Origin of the sequence: Microbulbifer hydrolyticus, assembly GCF_009931115.1 — a bacterium.
Taxonomy (GTDB): Bacteria; Pseudomonadota; Gammaproteobacteria; order Pseudomonadales; family Cellvibrionaceae; genus Microbulbifer; species Microbulbifer hydrolyticus.
This window is the reverse complement of record NZ_CP047491.1, coordinates 1,571,226-1,591,162: the sequence shown is the minus strand read 5'-3', so window position 1 is coordinate 1,591,162 and position 19,937 is coordinate 1,571,226. Positions and strand designations below refer to the sequence as shown.

The 19,937-nt window shown below is 59.2% G+C and carries 16 protein-coding genes; 9 read left to right on the top strand and 7 right to left on the bottom strand.

Going from position 1 to position 19,937, the window contains the following annotated elements; all coding sequences use genetic code 11:
* Positions 1–101: 101 nt before the first annotated feature.
* Positions 102–2,435, bottom strand: a complete 2,334-nt coding sequence (locus GTQ55_RS06790) for a tetratricopeptide repeat protein (protein ID WP_161858052.1) — start codon at positions 2,433–2,435, stop codon at positions 102–104.
* Between the two features lie 109 nt (positions 2,436–2,544).
* Here GTQ55_RS06790 and GTQ55_RS06785 point away from each other — a divergent pair, with 109 nt between their 5' ends.
* From GTQ55_RS06785 to GTQ55_RS06750, 8 genes are all read left to right on the top strand, one after another.
* A complete protein-coding gene (locus GTQ55_RS06785; RefSeq protein WP_161858051.1) occupies positions 2,545–3,552 on the top strand; it encodes an AAA family ATPase in 1,008 nt (335 codons plus the stop codon).
* Positions 3,553–3,575: 23 nt separating this feature from the next.
* Complete coding sequence (locus GTQ55_RS06780) at positions 3,576–4,598, top strand: DUF58 domain-containing protein (RefSeq protein ID WP_161858050.1); 1,023 nt, start codon at positions 3,576–3,578, stop codon at positions 4,596–4,598.
* A complete protein-coding gene (locus GTQ55_RS06775) occupies positions 4,585–5,124 on the top strand; it encodes a DUF4381 domain-containing protein (RefSeq protein ID WP_161858049.1) in 540 nt (179 codons plus the stop codon). Before GTQ55_RS06780 ends, GTQ55_RS06775 begins: the two co-directional genes overlap by 14 nt.
* Positions 5,121–6,119, top strand: a complete 999-nt coding sequence (locus GTQ55_RS06770) for a vWA domain-containing protein (protein WP_237567863.1) — start codon at positions 5,121–5,123, stop codon at positions 6,117–6,119. Before GTQ55_RS06775 ends, GTQ55_RS06770 begins: the two co-directional genes overlap by 4 nt.
* Positions 6,116–7,804: a VWA domain-containing protein gene (locus GTQ55_RS06765; RefSeq protein WP_161858048.1), complete on the top strand. Its 1,689-nt coding sequence runs from the start codon at positions 6,116–6,118 to the stop codon at positions 7,802–7,804. The genes GTQ55_RS06770 and GTQ55_RS06765 overlap by 4 nt, the downstream gene beginning before the upstream one ends.
* A complete protein-coding gene (locus GTQ55_RS06760) occupies positions 7,801–9,123 on the top strand; it encodes a BatD family protein (RefSeq protein ID WP_161858047.1) in 1,323 nt (440 codons plus the stop codon). Before GTQ55_RS06765 ends, GTQ55_RS06760 begins: the two co-directional genes overlap by 4 nt.
* Positions 9,124–9,294: 171 nt before the next feature.
* Positions 9,295–10,260 (top strand): HAD family hydrolase, encoded by a 966-nt coding sequence (locus tag GTQ55_RS06755; RefSeq protein ID WP_161858046.1) that lies wholly within the window; start codon positions 9,295–9,297, stop codon positions 10,258–10,260.
* 69 nt (positions 10,261–10,329) lie between these two features.
* Positions 10,330–11,898, top strand: coding sequence for an arylsulfatase (locus tag GTQ55_RS06750; RefSeq protein WP_161858045.1), 1,569 nt, complete (start codon positions 10,330–10,332; stop codon positions 11,896–11,898).
* A 72-nt stretch (positions 11,899–11,970) separates the two neighbouring features.
* Here GTQ55_RS06750 and GTQ55_RS06745 read toward each other — a convergent pair whose 3' ends face one another.
* Both GTQ55_RS06745 and GTQ55_RS06740 read right to left on the bottom strand, forming a co-directional pair.
* A complete protein-coding gene (locus GTQ55_RS06745) occupies positions 11,971–13,986 on the bottom strand; it encodes a DUF3604 domain-containing protein (RefSeq protein ID WP_161858044.1) in 2,016 nt (671 codons plus the stop codon).
* A 40-nt stretch (positions 13,987–14,026) separates the two neighbouring features.
* Positions 14,027–15,562, bottom strand: a complete 1,536-nt coding sequence (locus GTQ55_RS06740) for an arylsulfatase (RefSeq protein WP_161858043.1) — start codon at positions 15,560–15,562, stop codon at positions 14,027–14,029.
* 241 nt (positions 15,563–15,803) lie between these two features.
* On the opposite strand from GTQ55_RS06740, the gene GTQ55_RS06735 reads away from it, so the two are divergent.
* On the top strand, positions 15,804–16,937 hold the full coding sequence (locus tag GTQ55_RS06735) for a cation diffusion facilitator family transporter (RefSeq protein ID WP_161858042.1): 1,134 nt from the start codon (positions 15,804–15,806) through the stop codon (positions 16,935–16,937).
* A gap of 67 nt (positions 16,938–17,004) precedes the next feature.
* On the opposite strand, the gene GTQ55_RS06730 is transcribed toward GTQ55_RS06735, so the two are convergent.
* The 4 genes from GTQ55_RS06730 to GTQ55_RS06715 form a co-directional block, all read right to left on the bottom strand.
* The gene (locus GTQ55_RS06730; RefSeq protein WP_161858041.1) at positions 17,005–17,328 is read right to left on the bottom strand and encodes a TfoX/Sxy family protein; all 324 of its coding nucleotides are present in this window, start codon (positions 17,326–17,328) and stop codon (positions 17,005–17,007) included.
* 516 nt (positions 17,329–17,844) lie between these two features.
* Complete coding sequence (locus GTQ55_RS06725; protein ID WP_161858040.1) at positions 17,845–18,276, bottom strand: YqaA family protein; 432 nt, start codon at positions 18,274–18,276, stop codon at positions 17,845–17,847.
* Complete coding sequence (locus tag GTQ55_RS06720; RefSeq protein ID WP_161858039.1) at positions 18,273–18,941, bottom strand: gamma-glutamyl-gamma-aminobutyrate hydrolase family protein; 669 nt, start codon at positions 18,939–18,941, stop codon at positions 18,273–18,275. The genes GTQ55_RS06725 and GTQ55_RS06720 overlap by 4 nt, the downstream gene beginning before the upstream one ends.
* Positions 18,914–19,903, bottom strand: coding sequence for an amidoligase family protein (locus GTQ55_RS06715; RefSeq protein WP_237567862.1), 990 nt, complete (start codon positions 19,901–19,903; stop codon positions 18,914–18,916). Before GTQ55_RS06715 ends, GTQ55_RS06720 begins: the two co-directional genes overlap by 28 nt.
* Positions 19,904–19,937 lie beyond the last annotated feature (34 nt).

The following is a 19,937-nucleotide window of genomic DNA, read 5'->3' as shown; positions in this document are numbered from 1 at the left end:
GGAATTACCGCCGCAGTGGCAGGCGACCCCTCTCAATATCAATCCCCCCGAAATAAAAAAGCGCGGCCAGTGGCCGCGCTTTTTTATTGCTCTTATGCAGATTATTGCAACTGCTGCTGATAGCGCCTGGCTTCCTCTTCATTGCCCTGCTCATGGTGAATCGACACCAGCGCCGATAAAATCTGACGGTCGCCGGGAAAGCGCTCCAGCCCCTGTTCCAGCTCGCGAATAGCCTCTTGAGGCTTCCCCTGCGAGTTAAGGGCTATCCCGTACACATACACATAGCGCGGCGTCGCGGAATCCGCATGGGCGGAAGTGCGCAACATCTCCAGTGCCTGCGGCATTTTTTTCTGCCGCACCAGGCTCAACCCCAATGTGTGCTGCAGTGGCGCCTTGTCGTAGGAGTGGTCCATGGCTTCGCGCAACAGCGTCTCACTGTCCGACTCCCGGCCACTGGCCCGATACAGGTCGGCCAGGTTAATCACCGCGGGTGTGTAGTAAGGGGCGAGCTCGATGGCCTGGCTGAGGAGCTGCTCCGCGGAAGCCTGGTTGCCCTCGCGGGCGCGCAGCGCCGCGAGATTGGCCAGGCTTTCCGGGCGATCGCTATTGAATTCCGCCGCAGCTACATAATCCGATATTGCCGCGTTAAAACGCTTGCCAACCTCTTCCGGATAGCCGCCCATGGGAGCACCGGCCAGGGCGTCTCCGGCCAGTGCGGCCGTCACCCGCTCATCCTCGTACAGCAGTGGAATCGCCAGCGCCGGGCGCACCTGTTGCGGCACCCGGTCCAGAGCGCGCGCCATGCCCAGGTGCTGCAATTCCGAATCGCCCTGGGCAATCACCTGCAATACCTGAGCGCTGGTCTGAGACAGGTAGCTGGGCAGCAGTGAGACCGCCGTGGCCCGCACGATTTCCGGTTGTGTGTCGTCCATCACCAGTTTCAACAGCCGACCTTCTGCATCCGGCGCGCCAGTGCGACCGGCGTGGATAGCCTCACCATAGTGGGGATCGGGTGCGCCAAATTTCTCTTGCAGGATATCCGCCGCCCACTGATTGCTCTCGTCGACATGACAACCAATACAGGCATTGGGACTGCCAATCTTGTCCGACAGATCCGGACGCGGCACGCGGAAGCTGTGATCCCGCCGCGCATCTACCTGCATATAGGTTTTGGTGGGCATGTGGCAGCTCACACACTGTGCACCCTCACTGCCCTGCGGATGAAAGTGGTGCTCTGCGGTATCGAACTTGGTCGGCATGTGGCACTGGGCGCACAGGCCGTTACCCTCCACACGGGTTTTCAGACTGTGGGGGTTGTGACAGTTGCTGCAGGTAACGCCGGCACCGTGCATCTTGCTCTGCAGGAAGGATCCCCACACGTACACCTCATCGTCGATCTGGCCATCGGCGTGGTAAAGGTTTTCATCCAGCAATGCCGGGTGGAAGAAGTCCAGAAATTTGTCGTGGGGCTTGGCACCGGGGAACTGGGTACCGCGGCGGGAGTGGCACTGGGCACAGGTCGAGATTTCCTGCTGGGTGTTGATGTCCACATTTTTGAGATGCGCAATACCGCTTTTGGGGTCCATGTTCCAGTGCGCTTTCAGACGTTCGCGGTAGCTCACCTCGAAACCGCTGTGCTTCAGCACGGACCTTTCCACTTCCGGTAATGCCGCCCACTGGACATGTTTTTCCCCGGGACCATGGCAGGCTTCACAGCCCACATTCATTTCCGCCCACTGGGTATCGAAGCTCTCGGTGTCCGCGTTGTAGTTTTTGTGCAGGTTGGTGGAATGACAATCGGCACACTGGAAGTTCCAGTTCTGGTTGATACCGGTCCAGTGCAGCGGGTCGCCGGGTTTAATTTCCTCATCCGGGTACAGGTGGAACCAGCGCTGCCCGCCCTCCTCCTTGCTGCGCGAGTCCCAGGAAACCGACAGCGCCTGCAGGCGCCCACCGGGCAGTGCAATCAGGTACTGCTGCAGGGGATGAATCCCGAAGGTATAGGCCACCGGGTAATCGTGCAGCTCTCCGTCCGGGCCATCGGTGCGCACGAAGTATTTACCGTCCTTTTTATAGAACCGCGATTCGGTGCCGTAATACTTGAAGGAGGTGTTGTTGAAATCCCCGACCACGGTAGTTTCGTTTGGCACTTTCATCGCCAGGTCGTGGTGGGATTTTTTCCAGTCGTCAAATTCCGCTTGGTGGCAGCTTCCGCATTGCTCGGCACCAACATAACCCGCGTCAACCGCTGTGGTGCCGGAGGAAGCCGCCGATGCCGTGCGTTGTTCACCGGAAGGAGGTTCGATCGCGCTTTTTTTCGCCCCTTGCTGGCGGTAGGACGCGTCCGCAGAAACCTGTTCCGTGTCGCTGTTTTTGTCACAGGCAGCAAGCAACAGCAACAGAGGCAGCAACAGAATCGACCAGGGAAAACGCATGAAATCTCCGGTGTTATGGTGTTATTGGCTGCAAGTATAGCGTGCCATACACCGCCCATAATACGGGCCTCTGCTAGCGTATAGAAAGGAGTCGTTTTTAGGTAGGGACATGGCCGCAAGAGAACAGATAGAACAGTTGGAAGTGGCCATAGGCCACTCCATTATCGGCCAACGGGAAGTAATCCGGCGGCTGATTATCGGTCTGCTGGCCAACGGCAACCTGCTGGTCGAAGGGCTGCCGGGTCTCGCAAAAACCCGCGCCATCAAATCCCTGGCAAAAAATCTGGAAGCAGATTTCAGCCGCATCCAGTTCACCCCGGATCTCCTGCCCGCTGATGTGACTGGTACCGATATGCTCTACCGGGATGAACACAAATCCGAATTTCGTTTTCACCCCGGCCCCATCTTCGCCAATATCGTCCTCGCCGATGAAATTAACCGCGCGCCAGCCAAGGTGCAGTCCGCCCTGCTGGAGGCGATGGAAGAGCGTCAGGTCACCGTTGCGGGCAAGACCCACAAAATGCCACCACTGTTTATGGTGATGGCCACCCAGAACCCTATCGAACAGGAAGGTACCTATCCGCTGCCGGAAGCACAGATGGACCGCTTCCTGATGCACGTATTAATGACCTACCCGCCGGTGAAAGATGAGGTGTCGGTAATCGAGCTGGTACGCGGGGAGGAAATTGCCGCGGCCGGGGCCTCGGCAACCGGACCCACCGCAATGCCAGCGGAGCCCGCCACCGGTTCCACCGTCATTCCACAGCAGGCCGTGTTTGACGCCCGCCGGGAGATTGCGGCGATCCATGTCTCCGATGCCATGGGCCGCTATATGGCGGACCTGGTCGAGGCCAGCCGCCACCCGGCAAATTATTCGGACGAGCTGGCGCGCTGGATCGAGATTGGGGCCAGCCCGCGAGGCTCCATCGCACTGGACAAATGCGGGCGCACCAACGCCTGGCTCGAAGGTCGCGACTACGTGGACCCGCAGGACATTCATGCGGTGATCCACGACTGCCTGCGCCATCGCCTGGGACTGAGCTTCGAAGCTCAGGGGGAAGGCATCAGCACCGACCGGGTGATCGACCAGTTGCTCGAGCAGGTCGCCCTGCCCTGACCGGCGGCAGCGAGCAACACGCCATGTTCAATTTCTCCGTTCGCAACCGCAATCGAAGCCGCACCGGGTTGGCCACCCCCGCCGCCACCGTGAAGCCTGGCACAGACCCGCGTATTCACGTGGACCTGACCCACCTGCAGGCTCTCGAGGGCCCGGCGCAGACACTCAAGCTGCTGCCCCGCCAGCCCGCGCGCAGTGTGCTCGCCGGCAGACACAGTTCCCGCTTGCGCGGGCGCGGTCTCAACTTCGAGGAACTGCGGGAGTACTGGCCGTCGGATGATGTGCGCGCGATCGACTGGAACGTAACTGCGCGCACCGGCGAGCCCCACGTGCGGGTGTACACCGAGGAGCGCGATCGCCCCGTATTGATTGTGGTGGACCAGCGCATGTCGATGTTTTTTGGCACCGAGCACGCAATGAAATCCGTCACTGCCGCAGAAGCCGCAGCGCTGGTCGCCTTTGCGGTGCTCCACCAGGACGACCGCGTCGGCGGCATAGTAGTTCGCGACGCCGGTCTCTATGCCCAGCGCCCCAAACGCAACCGTCGCGCGCTCACCCGCTTTCTCACCGAACTGGCAGACGCCAATGCAGCACTGCACGCAGACGCCCCCGCGCAGGCCCCCACATCACTGGACACGGTGCTGCAGTCGGTGGCCAATATGGCGCGGCGGGATCACCTGATACTGCTGATTAGTGATTTCGATGTGATCGGCCCCACCAGCGACCGCCTGCTCGCCGGGCTCGCCCGCCATAACGATGTGATACTGGTACCAGTGTCAGACCCCAGCGCGGATGAAATGCCGACGGATTTTGTCAGCGCCATTTCCGATGGCGACCGCCAGGCGACCCTGGATACCCGGGACAGACAGATACACGCTGCCATGAACCAGTTCAGTCGGGAGCGCCACGCCGCCATAGACCGCTGGCACCAGCGCTACGGTATTCCGCTGGCCCCGCTGTCCGCCGGTGAAGAAACGCTGCCGCAGCTGCGACGTCTGCTGGGGCTGGCGGCGAGCGTGCGGGAGGACGCCAGTGGCACAGACTGAACCGGGCACCGCTGCAAATACCGAAACCACACTGCCGGACCTGATTGCACAGCTGGTGCCACCGCCTGTACCGGAGGCCATTTCCCTGTGGCCGCAAACTCCCCTCGCCAGATCCCTGCTGGCGGGTGTACTCCTGCTGGCAATCTATCTCGCCTGGCGCACCTGGCGCCACTACCGAAAAAACGCCTACCGACGCGCCGCGCTGAACACCCTGCGCACGGTGGAAAATAATCCGGGCGCGATTGCCGAACTGTTACGCCGCACCGCGCTGGCGGTCTACCCCCGGCAACAGGTAGCGGGACTCACCGGCGCCGCCTGGCTGGCGTTCCTGAACCGGCAGTACCCGGGGGACGAATTCCGCGGCGACGTGGGAGAAGCACTATTGCGCGGCGCCTATACCGCTTGCCCGCCAAACGCCGCATTGGCCGCCGCCGCGCGCCACTGGATCCGCACCCACAAAGCGACTATCGAGCCTTCGGCGGACGACTCCGCAGCACAAAAAGGCGCCCCGGAGGTGTCACCGTGAGCGGATTGAGTTTCGCCGCACCCTGGGTATTTCTGCTGATACCCCTGCCACTTCTGGTATGGCGACTGGCACCGCCGTATCGCCAGAGAATTGACGCCCTGCGGGTGCCTTTTTTCCAGCGTATCAGCGAGCATCTGAGCCTCACTCCCGGCTCCGGGTCCATCGTGCGCGGCCGCAGTCTGTGGAAACTGGTTCTGGGCGTGTTGACCTGGCTATTGATTGCCACTGCGCTGGCGCGACCGGAGCTGGAGGGCGAAGCGGTGACACTCCAGAAGCCAGCACGCGACCTGATTCTCGCCGTGGATATTTCCGGCTCGATGGACCAGACCGACTTTATCGACACAGACGGCAGCCGACAGCAGCGACTGGCGGGGGTGAAAGGCGTACTGGCCGAATTCCTCAAGGGCCGCGAGGGCGAGCGCGTGGCGCTCATCGTATTTGGCAGCAAGGCGTTTGTGCAGGCCCCTCTCACGACCGACCTGGAAACCGTACTGGAACTGTTGCAACAGACCGAAGTGGGCATGGCCGGGCCGCACACCGCGCTGGGTGACGCGATCGGCCTCGCCATCCGCCAGTTTGAGAGCAGCGAGGTCAAGCAGCGCCTGCTGATTCTGCTCAGCGATGGCAGCGACACCGCGAGCAGCATGAGCCCGATCAATGCCGCCGCCATCGCCGCCCAGCGCCAGGTAAAGATTCTCACCATCGGTGTGGGCGACCCGCAGGGTGAATCGGAAAACCGGCTGGATGAAGAAACGCTCAAGGCAATTGCCGAGCGCACCGGTGGCGAATTCTATTTCGCCAATGATCAGCAGGCGCTCGCCCGTGTTTACCGGCAGATAGACGCACTGGCACCGAAAAAAGTCGACAGCGAAACCTACCGCCCCCATCGCAACCTTTCCCATTGGCCACTGGGCATCGCCCTGGTGCTGTCACTGCTGGGCTTTGCTTTACACCTGCTCGGCCAATCCCGCACACCGCGCGAGGTGACACGGTGAGCGAACTCAGCGTATGGATCAGCGCATTTCATTTTCTGCGCCCGGCGTGGCTGCTGGTGTTGCCGATGGTGTTACTGATCTGGTGGTGGCTGCGCGTCAGCAGCGAAAAAAAACGCAGCAGCCTGCCCGGTGCGGTCGCACCGCATCTGGCCCGCGCTCTGAGCGTTGGCGAACAACACACGCGCCGCTGGCCGCGCTTTCGCCCCGTCGATGGCCTTGCCGCCCTGCTGGCGTTACTCGCCCTTGCGACCGCAGGGCCCACCTGGACACGCCTGCCCGATCCGCTGATGGCGCGCACCGCGCCACTAGTAGTGGTGATGCAGGTCAATCCGAGCATGGACGAGAAGGATGTTCCTCCCAGCCGACTGGAGCGCGCCAGGCAAAAAGTCTACGACCTGCTGGAGCGCCGGGACGACGCACCTACCGCACTGGTCGCCTACGCCGGCAGCGCGCACCGGGTGGTACCGCTGACCACCGACGAAAACCTGCTGCGCCCCTATGTAGAAGGACTGCAGTCAGAAGTGATGCCGGTCGACGGGAACAACGCTGCCGCCGCATTGAAACTCGCCGAGGAGATACTGCAAAAACAGGAGACGCCCGGTGGCATCCTGTTTCTCACCGACGGACTCGATACCGGTGACATCGCCGCCTTCAATCAGCGGGACCGCGATAATGGGCTGGGATTTCTGGTGCTGCTTCCGGGAAATGCCGACATCCCCGGCGTGCCGCAAGTGCGCGATGCACGCGTAACCCGCGTCACACCGGACAGTGACGATGTCGACAACCTTGTGCGTTACTTCGACAGCAGCTTCCAGCAGGCCCTCGCCAAGGATAATAACCGGCAGTGGGACGATCGCGGCTGGTGGCTGGCCTGGCCGGCGGCACTACTGATGCTGCTGTGGTTCCGCCGCGGCTGGGTGTTGCCGGCACAGCCGGGGCTGCGCCAGCAGGCCGTCACGCACACGGGAAAAGCACTGGTCCTCATCCTGGGAGTCCTCGGCTTCGCAAACTCTCTTTCCGCGCCCGACGCCCTTGCCCAGTCCCCGACGTCGAGTGTCGCCAGTAACCCCGCACCACCGGAGAGTGCCTTCCTCTCCCGGCTGTTTACACCGGATCAGCTGGGCCAGTGGCTGATGGTGCGCAAGGAGTACGCCCGCGCCGCCAATGCGTTTAGCGAACCCTATAGACGCGGCTATGCCCAGTATCAAGCTGGCCACTACGAGGACGCCGCCAATACCCTCGCCACGCTGGACAGCCCCGAGGCGATATTCACCCGCGCCATGGCGCAGGTGAAAAGCGGCCAGTACCAGGACGCCATCGCCGGATTCGAGCAGGTGCTGCAGATGGACGCGGACTTCCCTGGCGCAGGGAAGAACCTGCAACTGGCACGAGAGATTTTCACCTATATGCAGAAATCCCGCGGCGACGAGGAGGAGAAAGACGAGCAGACGCAGAGCGACGAAGAGAGCTACGACAAGCAACAGCAGAAACAAGTCGAAGCGCCGGACAAACCGTCCAGCCAGACCGAAGTCAATCCCGAACAGTGGATGTCGACGCTGGATACCAGCACCAGTGAATTTATGAAGCAGCGTTTTGCGCTGGAAGCGGCGGGCGGAGAAAAACAGGGGCAGGCGCGAGAGCAAGCGCCGCAACAGCAAGCGCCACAACGGGGAGACACACCGTGAGCGCATCCCTGCCCCCAACAATATACCCGACGTTGTTTTTGGCTTTTCTGCTGGCGTGGCTGTTACCGGCTGCGACGGTTATTGCACAGACAAATCCCGGACAACAGCCGCCCGCACAATCCGCGGCCGAGCCATCCGCCAAACCCATCGTGCGGACCGAGCTGTCGCAAACCAACATTGTCCCGGGGCAGTCGGTCACCTTGCGTATCACGATACTGGTACCCACCTGGCTGACCAAGCCGGTAGACCTGCCGGCGTTCGACCGCCCCAACCTCTCGGTCAAGCTCCCCGAGAGATCCACCGTGTCGACCAGTGCGACCATCAATGGAAGCACCTGGTCAGGCGTGGTGCGCGACTATCAGCTGGTGCCGCTAACGCCGGGAACATTTGTGTTACCACCGACCACCCTGGAAGTGCATTACCGAAATCCGGATGGCGCCAATGACATCGTTCACAAGGCCCCCCTTACCGCGGAAACACTCACGGTCATCCCGCCAAAGGGCGCGGAGAAACTGCAACCCTATATCGCCGCACGGGAGCTGCAACTCGAGCAGCAGGTCGAGGGCGACCCCGAGCAGCTGCGTCCGGGCGACAGTTTCAGCCGCACGGTCATCGCAAAGATCCAGGGCTCCACCGTTATGTTCGTGCCCCAGCTGCTCGACACCGGTGCACCAGCGGGTATCGCGGCCTATGCGGACACACCCAAAGCCTCTGATAACGGGGCCGGTGAACGGGAGGACGGCGGGGTTCGCGAGGAAAAAATCACCTACGTGGCCGAGTCGTCCACTCGCGGGGAATTGCCAGCCATCGAACTTCAGTGGTACGACCTGGACGATGGCAGTATCCAGACCAGCACGGTGGAGGCGGTCAAGGTCAGGGTCAAGGGCGCCCCCTTGGCCAGCCGCTTTTCCCCTACCCAGCTATTATTGACCGCTGCCCTGCTCGGCGTGCTGGGGTGGGTGGCGTGGCGTTGCTTGCCGTTACTGGTCGCCCGCCTGCACAAGCGCCGCGAAGCCCGACGGCGCGCCGGCGGCGCCGATGTGTTGCGGCAACTCAAGCGCGCAGCGAAAGATCGTGACTACCCGACCGCCCTTGCCATCTCCATCGAACTGGAAACCCGTCCCGACTACCGGGGCTCGGATATATCGAAAGCCTTACTGGCCCTGGGGCGCGCTCAGTACGGTGACACCGCCGCCTCTGTGTCTGCCGACCCACTGTGGCAACAGCTTGAACAGGCGGTCGACGCATTCGCCACCCAAAACCGCGTGCACCGCGGCCGCAACGCCCTGCCACCGCTCAATCCGCGCGATGCACGCTGAACTGACCAGTTCAGTTATCCCCGCCCATATTATGAAAAAAAATTATCGTGCTTCTGCCGTCCGGTAGAAAAACACGAACTAAAGTTTAAGAAGCAACAAATCACGCAAACACTTCACTGCAGTACCTTGGGAAGTCATATGCGCATTCTGAATCCTCTCCGCCGGGCCTTAATGGCAGCGCTCGTTGTGCTGGCCATACCGGCAACCGCCCTGGCGGACCCGCTCCCCTCCTGGAACGATGGCGACACCAAAAAGGCGATTACCACCTTTGTGGAATCCGTCACTCGCGAAGGTTCTCCGGACTTTGTGGCGGAAGGTGAACGTATCGCCACCTTCGACAATGACGGCACCCTGTGGGCGGAACAGCCCGTATATTTCCAATTGCTCTATGCAATCGACCAGGTAAAAAAGATGGCTCCGGATCATCCGGAGTGGAAATCCCAGGAGCCGTTCGCCTCCGTGATTAAAGGCGACATGAAGAGCGTCATTGCCAGCGGAAAGCAAGGGTTGATGAAAATCATCGCCGCCACCCACGCCAATATGACGGCGGAGGAATTCCAGGCGAATGTGGCAAGCTGGCTCAAGACCGCGCGCCACCCGAAAACCGACAAGCCTTTCAATGAAATGGTCTACAAGCCCATGCTGGAGCTAATGGATTACCTGCGCGCAAATGGCTTCAAGACGTTTATTGTCTCCGGCGGCGGCGTGGACTTTATGCGAGTTTTCGCCGAAGAGACCTACGGTATTCCCCCGGATCAGGTGGTGGGCTCCAGCCTCAAGGCAAAATACGAAGTCCACAACGGCAAACCCGCGATCATCAAGCTGCCGGAAATCAACCTGATCGACGACAAGGAAGGCAAACCGGTGGGTATTCACCAGTATATCGGCCAGCGCCCGATCTTTGTGGCAGGTAATTCCGATGGCGATTATCAAATGCTGGAGTGGGCCACCTCTGGCGATGGTCCTCGCTTCGGCCTGATCCTGCATCACACCGATGCCAAGCGCGAGTGGGCCTACGACCGCAAATCCCACATTGGCCAGCTCAACAAGGGCCTTGATGACGCGAAAGAAAAAGGCTGGACCGTAATCGATATGCAAAAAGACTGGAAAGTCGTCTTTCCTTTCGACAAGCAGTAGCAAACACCATCAGTCCCCCCTCCCTTGATACATCCGTTAAACAAACCTACCCACAGCCCGGAGGAAACCATGAAACAACTCAGCTTGCGGCGCCTGCTCAAAGTGCCGATTTCGCTTACCGCGGCGGCACTGCTCGCCGTTTGCAACACCGCCGCCCAGGCCCAGGAGAAACCCAATATCCTGGTGATCTGGGGTGACGACATCGGTGTGTGGAATATCAGCGCTAACAGCAAGGGCATGATGGGCTATATGACCCCCAACATTGACCGCATTGCCAAAGAAGGACTTTCTTTTACGGATTACTACGGTCAGCAATCGTGCACCGCCGGGCGCGCCGCCTTTATCAGCGGCAGTGTGCCGGTCCGCACCGGCATGACCAAGGTCGGCCTGCCGGGTGCCAAAGAGGGCTGGCAGGAAAGCGACGTGACCATCGCTACCGTGATGAAAAGTCAGGGCTACGCCACTGGTCAGTTTGGTAAAAACCACCAGGGGGACCGCGATGAACACCTGCCGACCAATCACGGCTTCGATGTGTTCTTCGGCAACCTGTACCACCTGAATGCCGAGGAAGAGCCGGAAAACCGGGATTACCCGAAAAATCCGGAATTCCGTAAAAAATACGGTCCGCGCGGGGTTATCAAGGCAACCGCGGATGGCAAAATTGAAGATACTGGTCCGCTCACCAAGAAGCGCATGGAAACGATTGATGAGGAAACACTGGCCGCGGCCATGGACTTCATCAAGCAGCAGGTCGATGCCGGAAAACCCTTCTTTGTCTGGTGGAATGCCACGCGCATGCACTTCCGCACCCATGTGAAGGAGGAGCACAAAGGTCTCTCTGGCCCTACTGGCAATGAATACCAGGACGGTATGGTGGAACACGACCAGCACGTGGGCAAGCTGCTGGATCTGCTGGATCAATTGAAGATCGCAGACAACACCATCGTGTTCTACTCCACCGATAACGGGCCACACTTCAATACCTGGCCGGACGCAGGTACCACCATCTTCCGCAGTGAGAAAAACTCGAACTGGGAAGGCGCCTACCGGGTACCCGCCTTTGTGCGCTGGCCTGGCAAATTCCCCGCGGGCAAAACCCTGAACGGCATCGTCGCTCACGAGGACTGGCTGCCAACCCTCGCCGCCGTTGCCGGTGCTCCGGATATCACCGAAAAACTGCTGAAAGGCGTCCGCCTGAATGGTCGCAGCTACAAAAACCATATCGACGGACACAATCAGCTGGACTACTTCACCGGCAAGACAGACGAATCAGCCCGTCGTGAGTTCATCTATGTGAACGATGATGGCCAGATTGTGGCCATGCGCTACGATGCCTGGAAGGCCGTATTCCTGGAAAACCGCGGCAAGGCATTCGAAGTCTGGCGCGAGCCGTTTACTGAACTGCGAGTGCCGCTGCTGTTCAACTTGCGCCGCGACCCGTTCGAGCGCGCCCAGCACAATGCCAATACGTACAATGACTGGTTCCTGGACCGCGCATTCGTGCTGGTACCCATGCAGGGGATGGCAGCCAAGTTCCTCAAATCGATGGAGGAATATCCACCCAGCCAGACCCCCGGCTCTTTTAACCTCAAGAAAATTGAGGAGCAGCTAAAAGCTGGTGCCGGCGGTAGCAACTGATTGGCAATAAGTGAGCAAGAAAAAAGGGCCCGCAGCAAGCTGCGGGCCCTTTTCGTTATGCCAGATGACGTACTAAGGGGTGTACCAGATCGGGCTGGAGAAGGCGCGCTCCTGATGTACCAGCGGCACCTTCTTGTCCATTTGGATCTTGTTACGGACCTTGTCGTACAGGGTCCAGCGCGGGGTGGGAATCTGCAGCACCCGCACGTAGTACACCGCCTTGTGCGCGGGGTTAAATTCCTTGTCCTCAAAATATCCATACAGCTGTGCGTCGCCAATGTCTTCGTTGTAGGTGGCATTTTTGAGATTCACGGTATCGCCCACATGCTGGATGTGCCCCTGGCCATCCATCTTGCGATTGCCGGACCATTTGACGTTGTAGACCTTTTCGTGGGTATCACCATTGCCATCTACCCAGCCCTTGATGATCTGCACCCGATCCAGGTTCGCACCCTCCGGATCTTTCATCGCCGCGACCAGAAACTTGATTCGCTTGCCGCCCTTGTCGCCCTTGAGCTTTCCGCCCATAGGAACACCTTTCGCATATCCCGCAGCGGCCAGGTCTCCTTGAGCATCGGATTGTTCGAAATCAAAGCCACCGAAGAAGCGCACCGTCATACGCGGGCCGGTGGTGGCAAAGGTTTCCTTGCGCATCATCGCGTCCCAGATGGCCTCACGCGTGTTCTCCGCTGCCCACACGCCGGTCACACCGGAAGCGGCCTGCTCCCAGCCCATATAATTGTCGGTGGGTCCGGTCAGCAGGGGGAAATCCCAGCGGGTTTTGTTGCTGGGTTCAAGGGTTTTGAACTTGCCGAAGAAATTGTCATCGTCTGCGGTGGACAGGCCGGTATGAGTATCTGTGCCGGCGTTGGCGCCGTACTGGAAGGGATTGGTGCCCAGCTCGGCTTCGAGGCGCAAACCGGCCTTGAGCGCCGGGCGCCAGTATTCGTAAGGGAAAGAGCCTGGCGGCTTGGGTTTCAGGATCAGGTTGCCGCGGTCCCACAGGTCCCAGTTAGCGAATTCGTCTTCCGGTGACAGGCTGGGGTGGGATTCGCTCTGGCCCTTGATCTGGGTTACCTCGTACAGCGGCTCGTAGCGCGCGCGCATTTCGGCCCACTCCTTAGTCATCGGCGAACCGTCGAAGCGCTTTTCCTCAAACATGCGACCGTTGGACATATTGCCATTGTGGGGGATTGCCAGTACCCGCCCGCCGGTCTTGTCTTCGTAGGCTTTCATCCAGGCCCAGAGTTTTTCCGGGTCCTGGGTCTCGAAGGTGGTCAGGGGCAGCAGACTGCGGGTCTTACTGGCGTCATCACGGAATATCACATTGCGGTGCAGGTTGTCACCGCCGTCCGCGTTTACCGTCCACTCGTAAGCGATAAAGGTGGAGAACTCACCGGGCTTGTAGAATTTCTCCGCCGCATCCACGGTCTTTTCCCACGCGGATTTCATCCACTTGGGATCCATCACTTCCTTGGGCAGCTTGCCCTGGGACTGCATGACAATCAGTTCACTCTTGGCCGCGGCCGCCTTCTTTTCGTCACCAGAGGTGAGCGCCTCATTCCAGCGTTTGAGCGTCTCATCCGCCATCATCTCGGGATTGCCGGCGACCAGCTCGTTAATCACGCCCATACCATCGGAGTGATCGGTGATCATGAACCAGTCGTAGGGACGGCTCAATTTTGCGTTGAGCCCCGAGTTGGATTTCACCTCCTCACCCAGGGCAAAGCGATACGCATCCTCCGGCGTGAGGATGGCACCGTCCATACCGGCATCGGCGGACCAGCCGGTGTGAACATGGGTATCACCAAAGTAGGCTTCCGTGGGGTAACTCATTGCACTCGCGCCAGAATCGCTGGCAGCAATTTGTGTATCCCGTCCGAACTCCTCACCGATGATCTGCTCGTTATGCGCCGCGTTGCCGGTGTCCGTCTGCACAGAGCCATCGACCTGCGGTTTACCTTCCGCCGCCATCTCACTCTTTGTGATATCGGCCTCTTGTGCGGCGCTATTTTCCCGCTCACCGCTGCACGCCGACAGCGCAATGGCGGCGGCGAGAATCGATAGCGCAATCCCATACTTATTCATGATGCCTTCCCTGTTAAACCGCACAAGATCTATTCGGTAATTATCGGCTCACCGCCTGCGAGTTAATCGTTTTGCTGACATCCCCAACCTGTACCGACATGCTCTTCTGCGTTGGCGGAAACTTCTCGAAGCTTCTCACGAACTCGGCGATCTTGGGGCCCGCCAGCCCCAGGATCCAGCTGCGGTTTTCCGCCCATTCGTCGTAGCCGCGGGCATGAATAAACCGTTCAAATGGATCCAGTTTCAGGTTGATGATGTAGGGAGTTGACAATGGTTCCTGGGTTCCCCGGAACCATTCTTCCTGGTCGATGAACAGTAATTTCCAGTCACCGTAGCGCATGCCGTGGAAAGTGGTTTCGGTGAAGTAGTAGAATTCTTTACGCTTGGACTTGCCGTTATTGAGTAGCAGGTCGGTCTGGTCGTAGCCGTCCAGGTGCGCCTTATACTTTCTGCCACCGATTTTCGTACCTGAGAGCAGATTCTCTTTGAGATCCTTTTCTCCCAGGATCGACATGATGGTCGGCACCCAGTCTTCCATGGTCATGAATTCACCTGTGGAAACTCCCGCCGGGATATGTCCTTTCCATTTGACCAGCATGGGTACGCGGAACCCACCTTCCCAGCCACCAGCACCCTTTTCACCGTGGAACGGCTGGTTGCCACCATCTGGCCAGGAGTTGGAGGCGGCACCGTTATCGGTAGAGAACATGACAAGGGTGTTGTCGGCGACGCCTAGCTCCTCGATCAGGTCCAGTAACTCACCCACATCATCATCCATTTCCATCATCCCGTCGGCGTAAACGCCATAACCACTTTTACCTTCATACTCCTTGTTCAGGTTGGTCCGGTAATGCATACGGGTGGTGTTGTGCCACACAAAGAACGGCTTGCCGGCCTTGACGGCATCCCTGATGAAACGCATGGACTGCTCCAGCACTTCCTGATCGAGGTTGCGCTGGCGCTCCTGCCCCCAGGCCCCCAGGTCTTTGATTTCCTGTTTGCCGCCGGCGAGGGCTTTCGAATGGATAACCCCGCGCATTTTCAATCCCAGCCTTTTCTGTACCTCCGGGTCCTTTGGATAGTCGTACTGCTCCGGGTACTCACCGGCGTTCAGGTGGTAAAGGATGCCAAAAAATTCGTCAAAACCATGATTCGTCGGCAGGTGTTCATCGCGGTCGCCGAGGTGGTTTTTTCCGAACTGACCGGTGGTGTAGCCCTGCGCCTTGAGCATTTCCGCGAGCGTCGGTACCTCTTCCTGCAGCCCCTGCTTGGCACCGGGTAATCCGACGGTGCTGAGGCCGATACGCATCGGGTACTGGCCGGTGATAAAGGCCGCGCGCCCTGCGGTACAAGAGGCCTGGCCGTAGTGATCCATAAAGATCATGCCCTCGTCCGCGATACGATCAATATTCGGCGTGGATCCGCCCATCATGCCGCGGTGATAGGCGCTGATATTCCACATGCCGACATCATCTCCCCAGATGATCAGAATATTGGGTTTTTCCGCCGCCTGGGACGCGACCGCAAACAGTGACAAAACCAATGCCATGAATAGTCCGCGTTGTATCTTCATCATTCAAGCCTCTGGTGGTTCCTATGCCTGCGGCAAACAGGTGTATCGATAGATAGTCGCAGCAAGTATAGACACGGCCGTTTCTTGCGCTGCTCTGCTCTACTGTGCTGGCACTGCAATCATTTGCCGCGCGTTGTAAACCAAACCGTTTCGTATAATCTAGTGTTCCCCTGCGTCAGCTTCCGGACTGGCGCGAGGATGATTCGCTAAGGATCTACTTCACCTTCCGGCATATGAGGGACTTATGGCTCAGGGCTCGAAGAAAGCCGTGCTGTACGCGATCTGCGTCAATGGCATCATCACGGTATTGAAGGCCGGCGCCGCGCTGGTTACCCACTCCGCGGCAATGATGAATGAGGCGGTTCACAGTCTGATGGATACGCTCAATCAGATTTTTCTGTTGATCGGCCTGAAACGCGGTGAGCAGCCTGCGGACCGGCAGTACGCCTTTGGCCACGGGCAAAAAAAGTATCTGTGGAACCTGTGGAGTGCGATTGGCCTGTTTTCCATTGGCTGCGGGCTCGGCCTGGCCCACGCCTGGCACGCCTGGCACAAACTCGAACACTTTGAGCGGCCCGACGCCATTTCTATTCTCGGCTTTGAAATCGCGCCGGTATGGATCTCAGCCGTGGTGCTGGTGATTGCATTCGTACTGGAAGGCTATGTGCTCATGGTGGCGGGGAAAGAATTCTTATCCCGTATGCGCGCGGAGGGAAAACGGAATCCCTTCAAATATCTGGCATCGGCGGATGATCCGACGCTGATCGCAGTTTTGCTGGAAGATAGCATCGCCGTCACCGGTGTAATTCTCGCGGCCACCGGTATCGGCCTGACTCAAACTACCGGCAATCCCATCTGGGATATCGGGTTCTCCGTGTTGATTGCCTTGATGCTGGGCCTGACGGCGATTTTCCTTGGCAAGATCAATATGCGTTACCTCACCAGTATCCGCGATCACGATGCCGAGCGCATATTTCAGGATATTCTCAAGCAACGCCGCGAGATTGAACGCTATCACGACCTGCGCTCCGTGATCGTGGACGATACACATACGGTGGTGGTGGCAGAGGTCGAAGTACGTGAGGAAGTGCTGATGCTGTATATGCGAGAGCGCATTGCCTCTCACGCGCAGGAACTGCTCGCGCGGGTACCGGAACACCGGCGCACCGATGCAGTGGTGGACTATGCGGAAACCCGTGCCACGATCCAAGCGACACTGGAGGCGACGGAGCAACTGATCGACTCGCTGGAAGCAGAGCTTAAACGGCGCTGCCCGCAGGTATTCCACCTGACCATTGAAGTGGAGGGGATCGCCGATCCTTCACAGCTGGACGATCCCAAAGCGATCCAAACCGGCGATCTACCGAAAGAGAGGTGATGACAGGGAAGCAATATGCCATAGCGGGCAGCAGCCCGCTTTGCGTGTGATCTTTGTTGTTAACGTTTCATTTGGGCGGCAAAGAGCCGGCAAATTCCACACCACGGGAGACCCAACCATCGAGGTCTTCCGCAATCGCATCTTCTTCGACATAGACCATGCCCTTAAGCGGCCGCCCGGTATAATCCATCGGGCGTGTATAGCGCTCACCCAGTGCGGCCTGATAGTTGTCCGGCCCCACCCGCACCATCAGCTCTTCGCCGACTACGCCACAGGCCATATTTCCATTGAGCATAAATGCCAGGCCCCCGAACATCTGCTTCTCACTGAGCCCGTCTTCCTTGGGCAGCAAGTCGCGGACCTTATCGACCAGTTCTTCGTTATACGTCATGATGCACTCCTTCTCTGAGGTTCCCTGAACTCGATACGCAATTCACGATCACGCTTGCCGCCGTGCCGCTGACGGGCAGGCGCCGCCCGGCCACCATCGACGTTCAGGTGGGCGGTATACCACTGGGGCTGATTTCCGCGACGGGGCTCTGGTGAAAAATCCCCGAAAATAATTCGACGGAGCGGTAGTAGTCGCTCACGGGGCTGGTGGGAAGCGGGCTGATGTACTCAGCCAGAGGTTGCGGTATGGCTGCCATACGTGAAACGTTATTGCGGTTATTGTTTTAAGTGTAGCAAAGAAATAAAAAAACGCCCGGAACAGCGGCGTTTTCATCCCTCGAGAGCTCCTCGCGCATCGATATAATTCAGAATTGCCGCTGCTGGAAACTGGCCCTTGGCGCTGGCGCGCTTTTGCGCGAGGTAGTCGTGTTACTGCATCTTGCCGCTGCGGAACCCCTCGTCGCCCTTCTGCATCATCGGAATCACATCATCCGGGCTCATGGCAACGTGCTCTGGGTTAGCCAAACACAGAGGACTGCTGCAGGAAAACCACGGAGATGTAGCGCAAGCCCTTGCCAATCCCCACCAGCAAAATGAACAGCCACAAGCGGACCCGCATAATGCCAGCGATCAGGGTCAACGCATCGCCACCTACCGGCATCCACGCCAGCAACAGGCACCAGAAGCCATAGCGCTGAAACCACTCCTGTGCCCTGGCAATCTGCTTGTGGGAAAAATAGAACCAGCGCCGGTCCTGAAAGTGCAGCAGATAACGCCCCAGCAACCAGTTCACCACCGCTCCCAGGGTATTGCCTAGCGTGGCGACGGCAACCAGCAGCCATGGATCCCCCCCATCGCGCAGCAGCGCAAACAGCACCACCTCGGAATAAAACGGCAGAATGGTCGCGGCGAGAAAAGCAGATGCGAACAGCACCAGATAACTGATCACTTCGCCCCCTGGTTTCTCAACCAGCGAAACAGGGCGAATTGTGCAGGCAAATAGAAAAGGTACTCGGGATGCCACTGCACGCCGATGATGGGACGTCCGCGATCGCTTTCCACAGCCTGGGTAAAGTCATCCAGGTCACGCCCCACTACCCGCAGGCCCCTTCCCAGGTTGTTGATCGCCTGATGATGGAGACTGTTAACCCGTAATTTGCGCCGCCGGGTAAGCCGCGCCACGGCGGAATCCGGCTGCAGAAAAACCTGCTTGGTAGGTAACAGACCAGGACGGTTGTACGTTTGCCGGCGCAGGGCGCGGATATCCCCATGCAGGTTCCCGCCAAGCACAACGTTGATCAGTTGTGCACCGCGACAGATCCCCAGCAGTGGCAGCTCCTGTTCCAGGGCATAGTTGATCCAGTGAATCTCCAGACGGTCACGCTCGGGATCGGACTTCACTTTTTCATGCAGATCGCCGCCGTAGTGCTCGGGACCAATGTCATCGCCGCCACCGATGACCATGCCGTGAAGAGGCTTGCCGGAGGGCTCGTGTAGTACGCTGATTCGCTCCGGTATGGCGCCCGCAAGCCACAACGCGGCAGCAGTGCACCACCACCCCGGCGACCAGCGCCGCGCGGTACCCGTTACACCAATGCGTGGTCGTTTAGCCATTGTTCAACAAATTCAATCCATTTACTTCGATTGACACCCAGCAGCGGCTGGCTACGCGACAAAAATTCCTCGCCCAGCGCTGCCTGCAGCTCGGGTTGCGCCGCCAGAGCCTCAACGACACACCAGGTATTCCAGCCACTGGCCAGAGACCAGTCACTCTTTTCAATCTGGCAGTTGGGCAAACGATAATGAAATGCCGGACGCGGCTTGATACGCGGATCGTCGATGGTGCGGCGCACCCGCTGCTCATCGATTTCCGCCAGCAACGGCAACAGATCGAGCGCGCGATTGCGACTGGCATTGTGCTGTAGGTAATCAGTAAAAATATCATCCATGGAAGGGTGCGTGTGCTCACACAGCAATCGCACATAAGCCTCCGGATAAAGATCGATATAGGGGCTGGCACGCCGGGCAATATCGACCTTGTGCGCATCTACCAGCCACCATTGCAGCAGGGCAAAAGCACGCAGATAGGCGATCAGGGTTGTTGCATCCAGACGGGGAATCTCAGCATTGATATGTACACCGTAGGCCGCGATCAGCGACTCCTCGGTGCCGCGGGCACCGGCGTCGCGCAGCGCCGGCACCAGCGGCTGTAGCGTTGCCAGCTGATCCAGCGGCAGGGGTGGGCAAACCACTTCAACCGGCACCACCAGGACGGCCACCTGGCTCAACAGGTCCAGCCACCCATCACCGCCCTCTTTAGCCCCGGTCTCGGCAGCGCGGCGTTTCAGAAAATCCCAGTCGATTTCAATATTGAAGCGGCCGTGCTCGTGATTCAGAGACATTTCCGCGGCCGAGTCCTGCTCCAACTCGCCACCGAGGGCCGCAGCTACCGCTTCGGCGGCAGCCTGCAAGGTCAGGCCGGAAAACTCCAGCTCGAACCCCACCCGCCGCAGGCTGCCGCGAGCGGTTTCCCGCACCGGAGGCATTTTGAAAGCGGGCTCCCGAGTATCCATCATTTCTCCTCCCGCGAAGTATTGCGATTAGCACTTA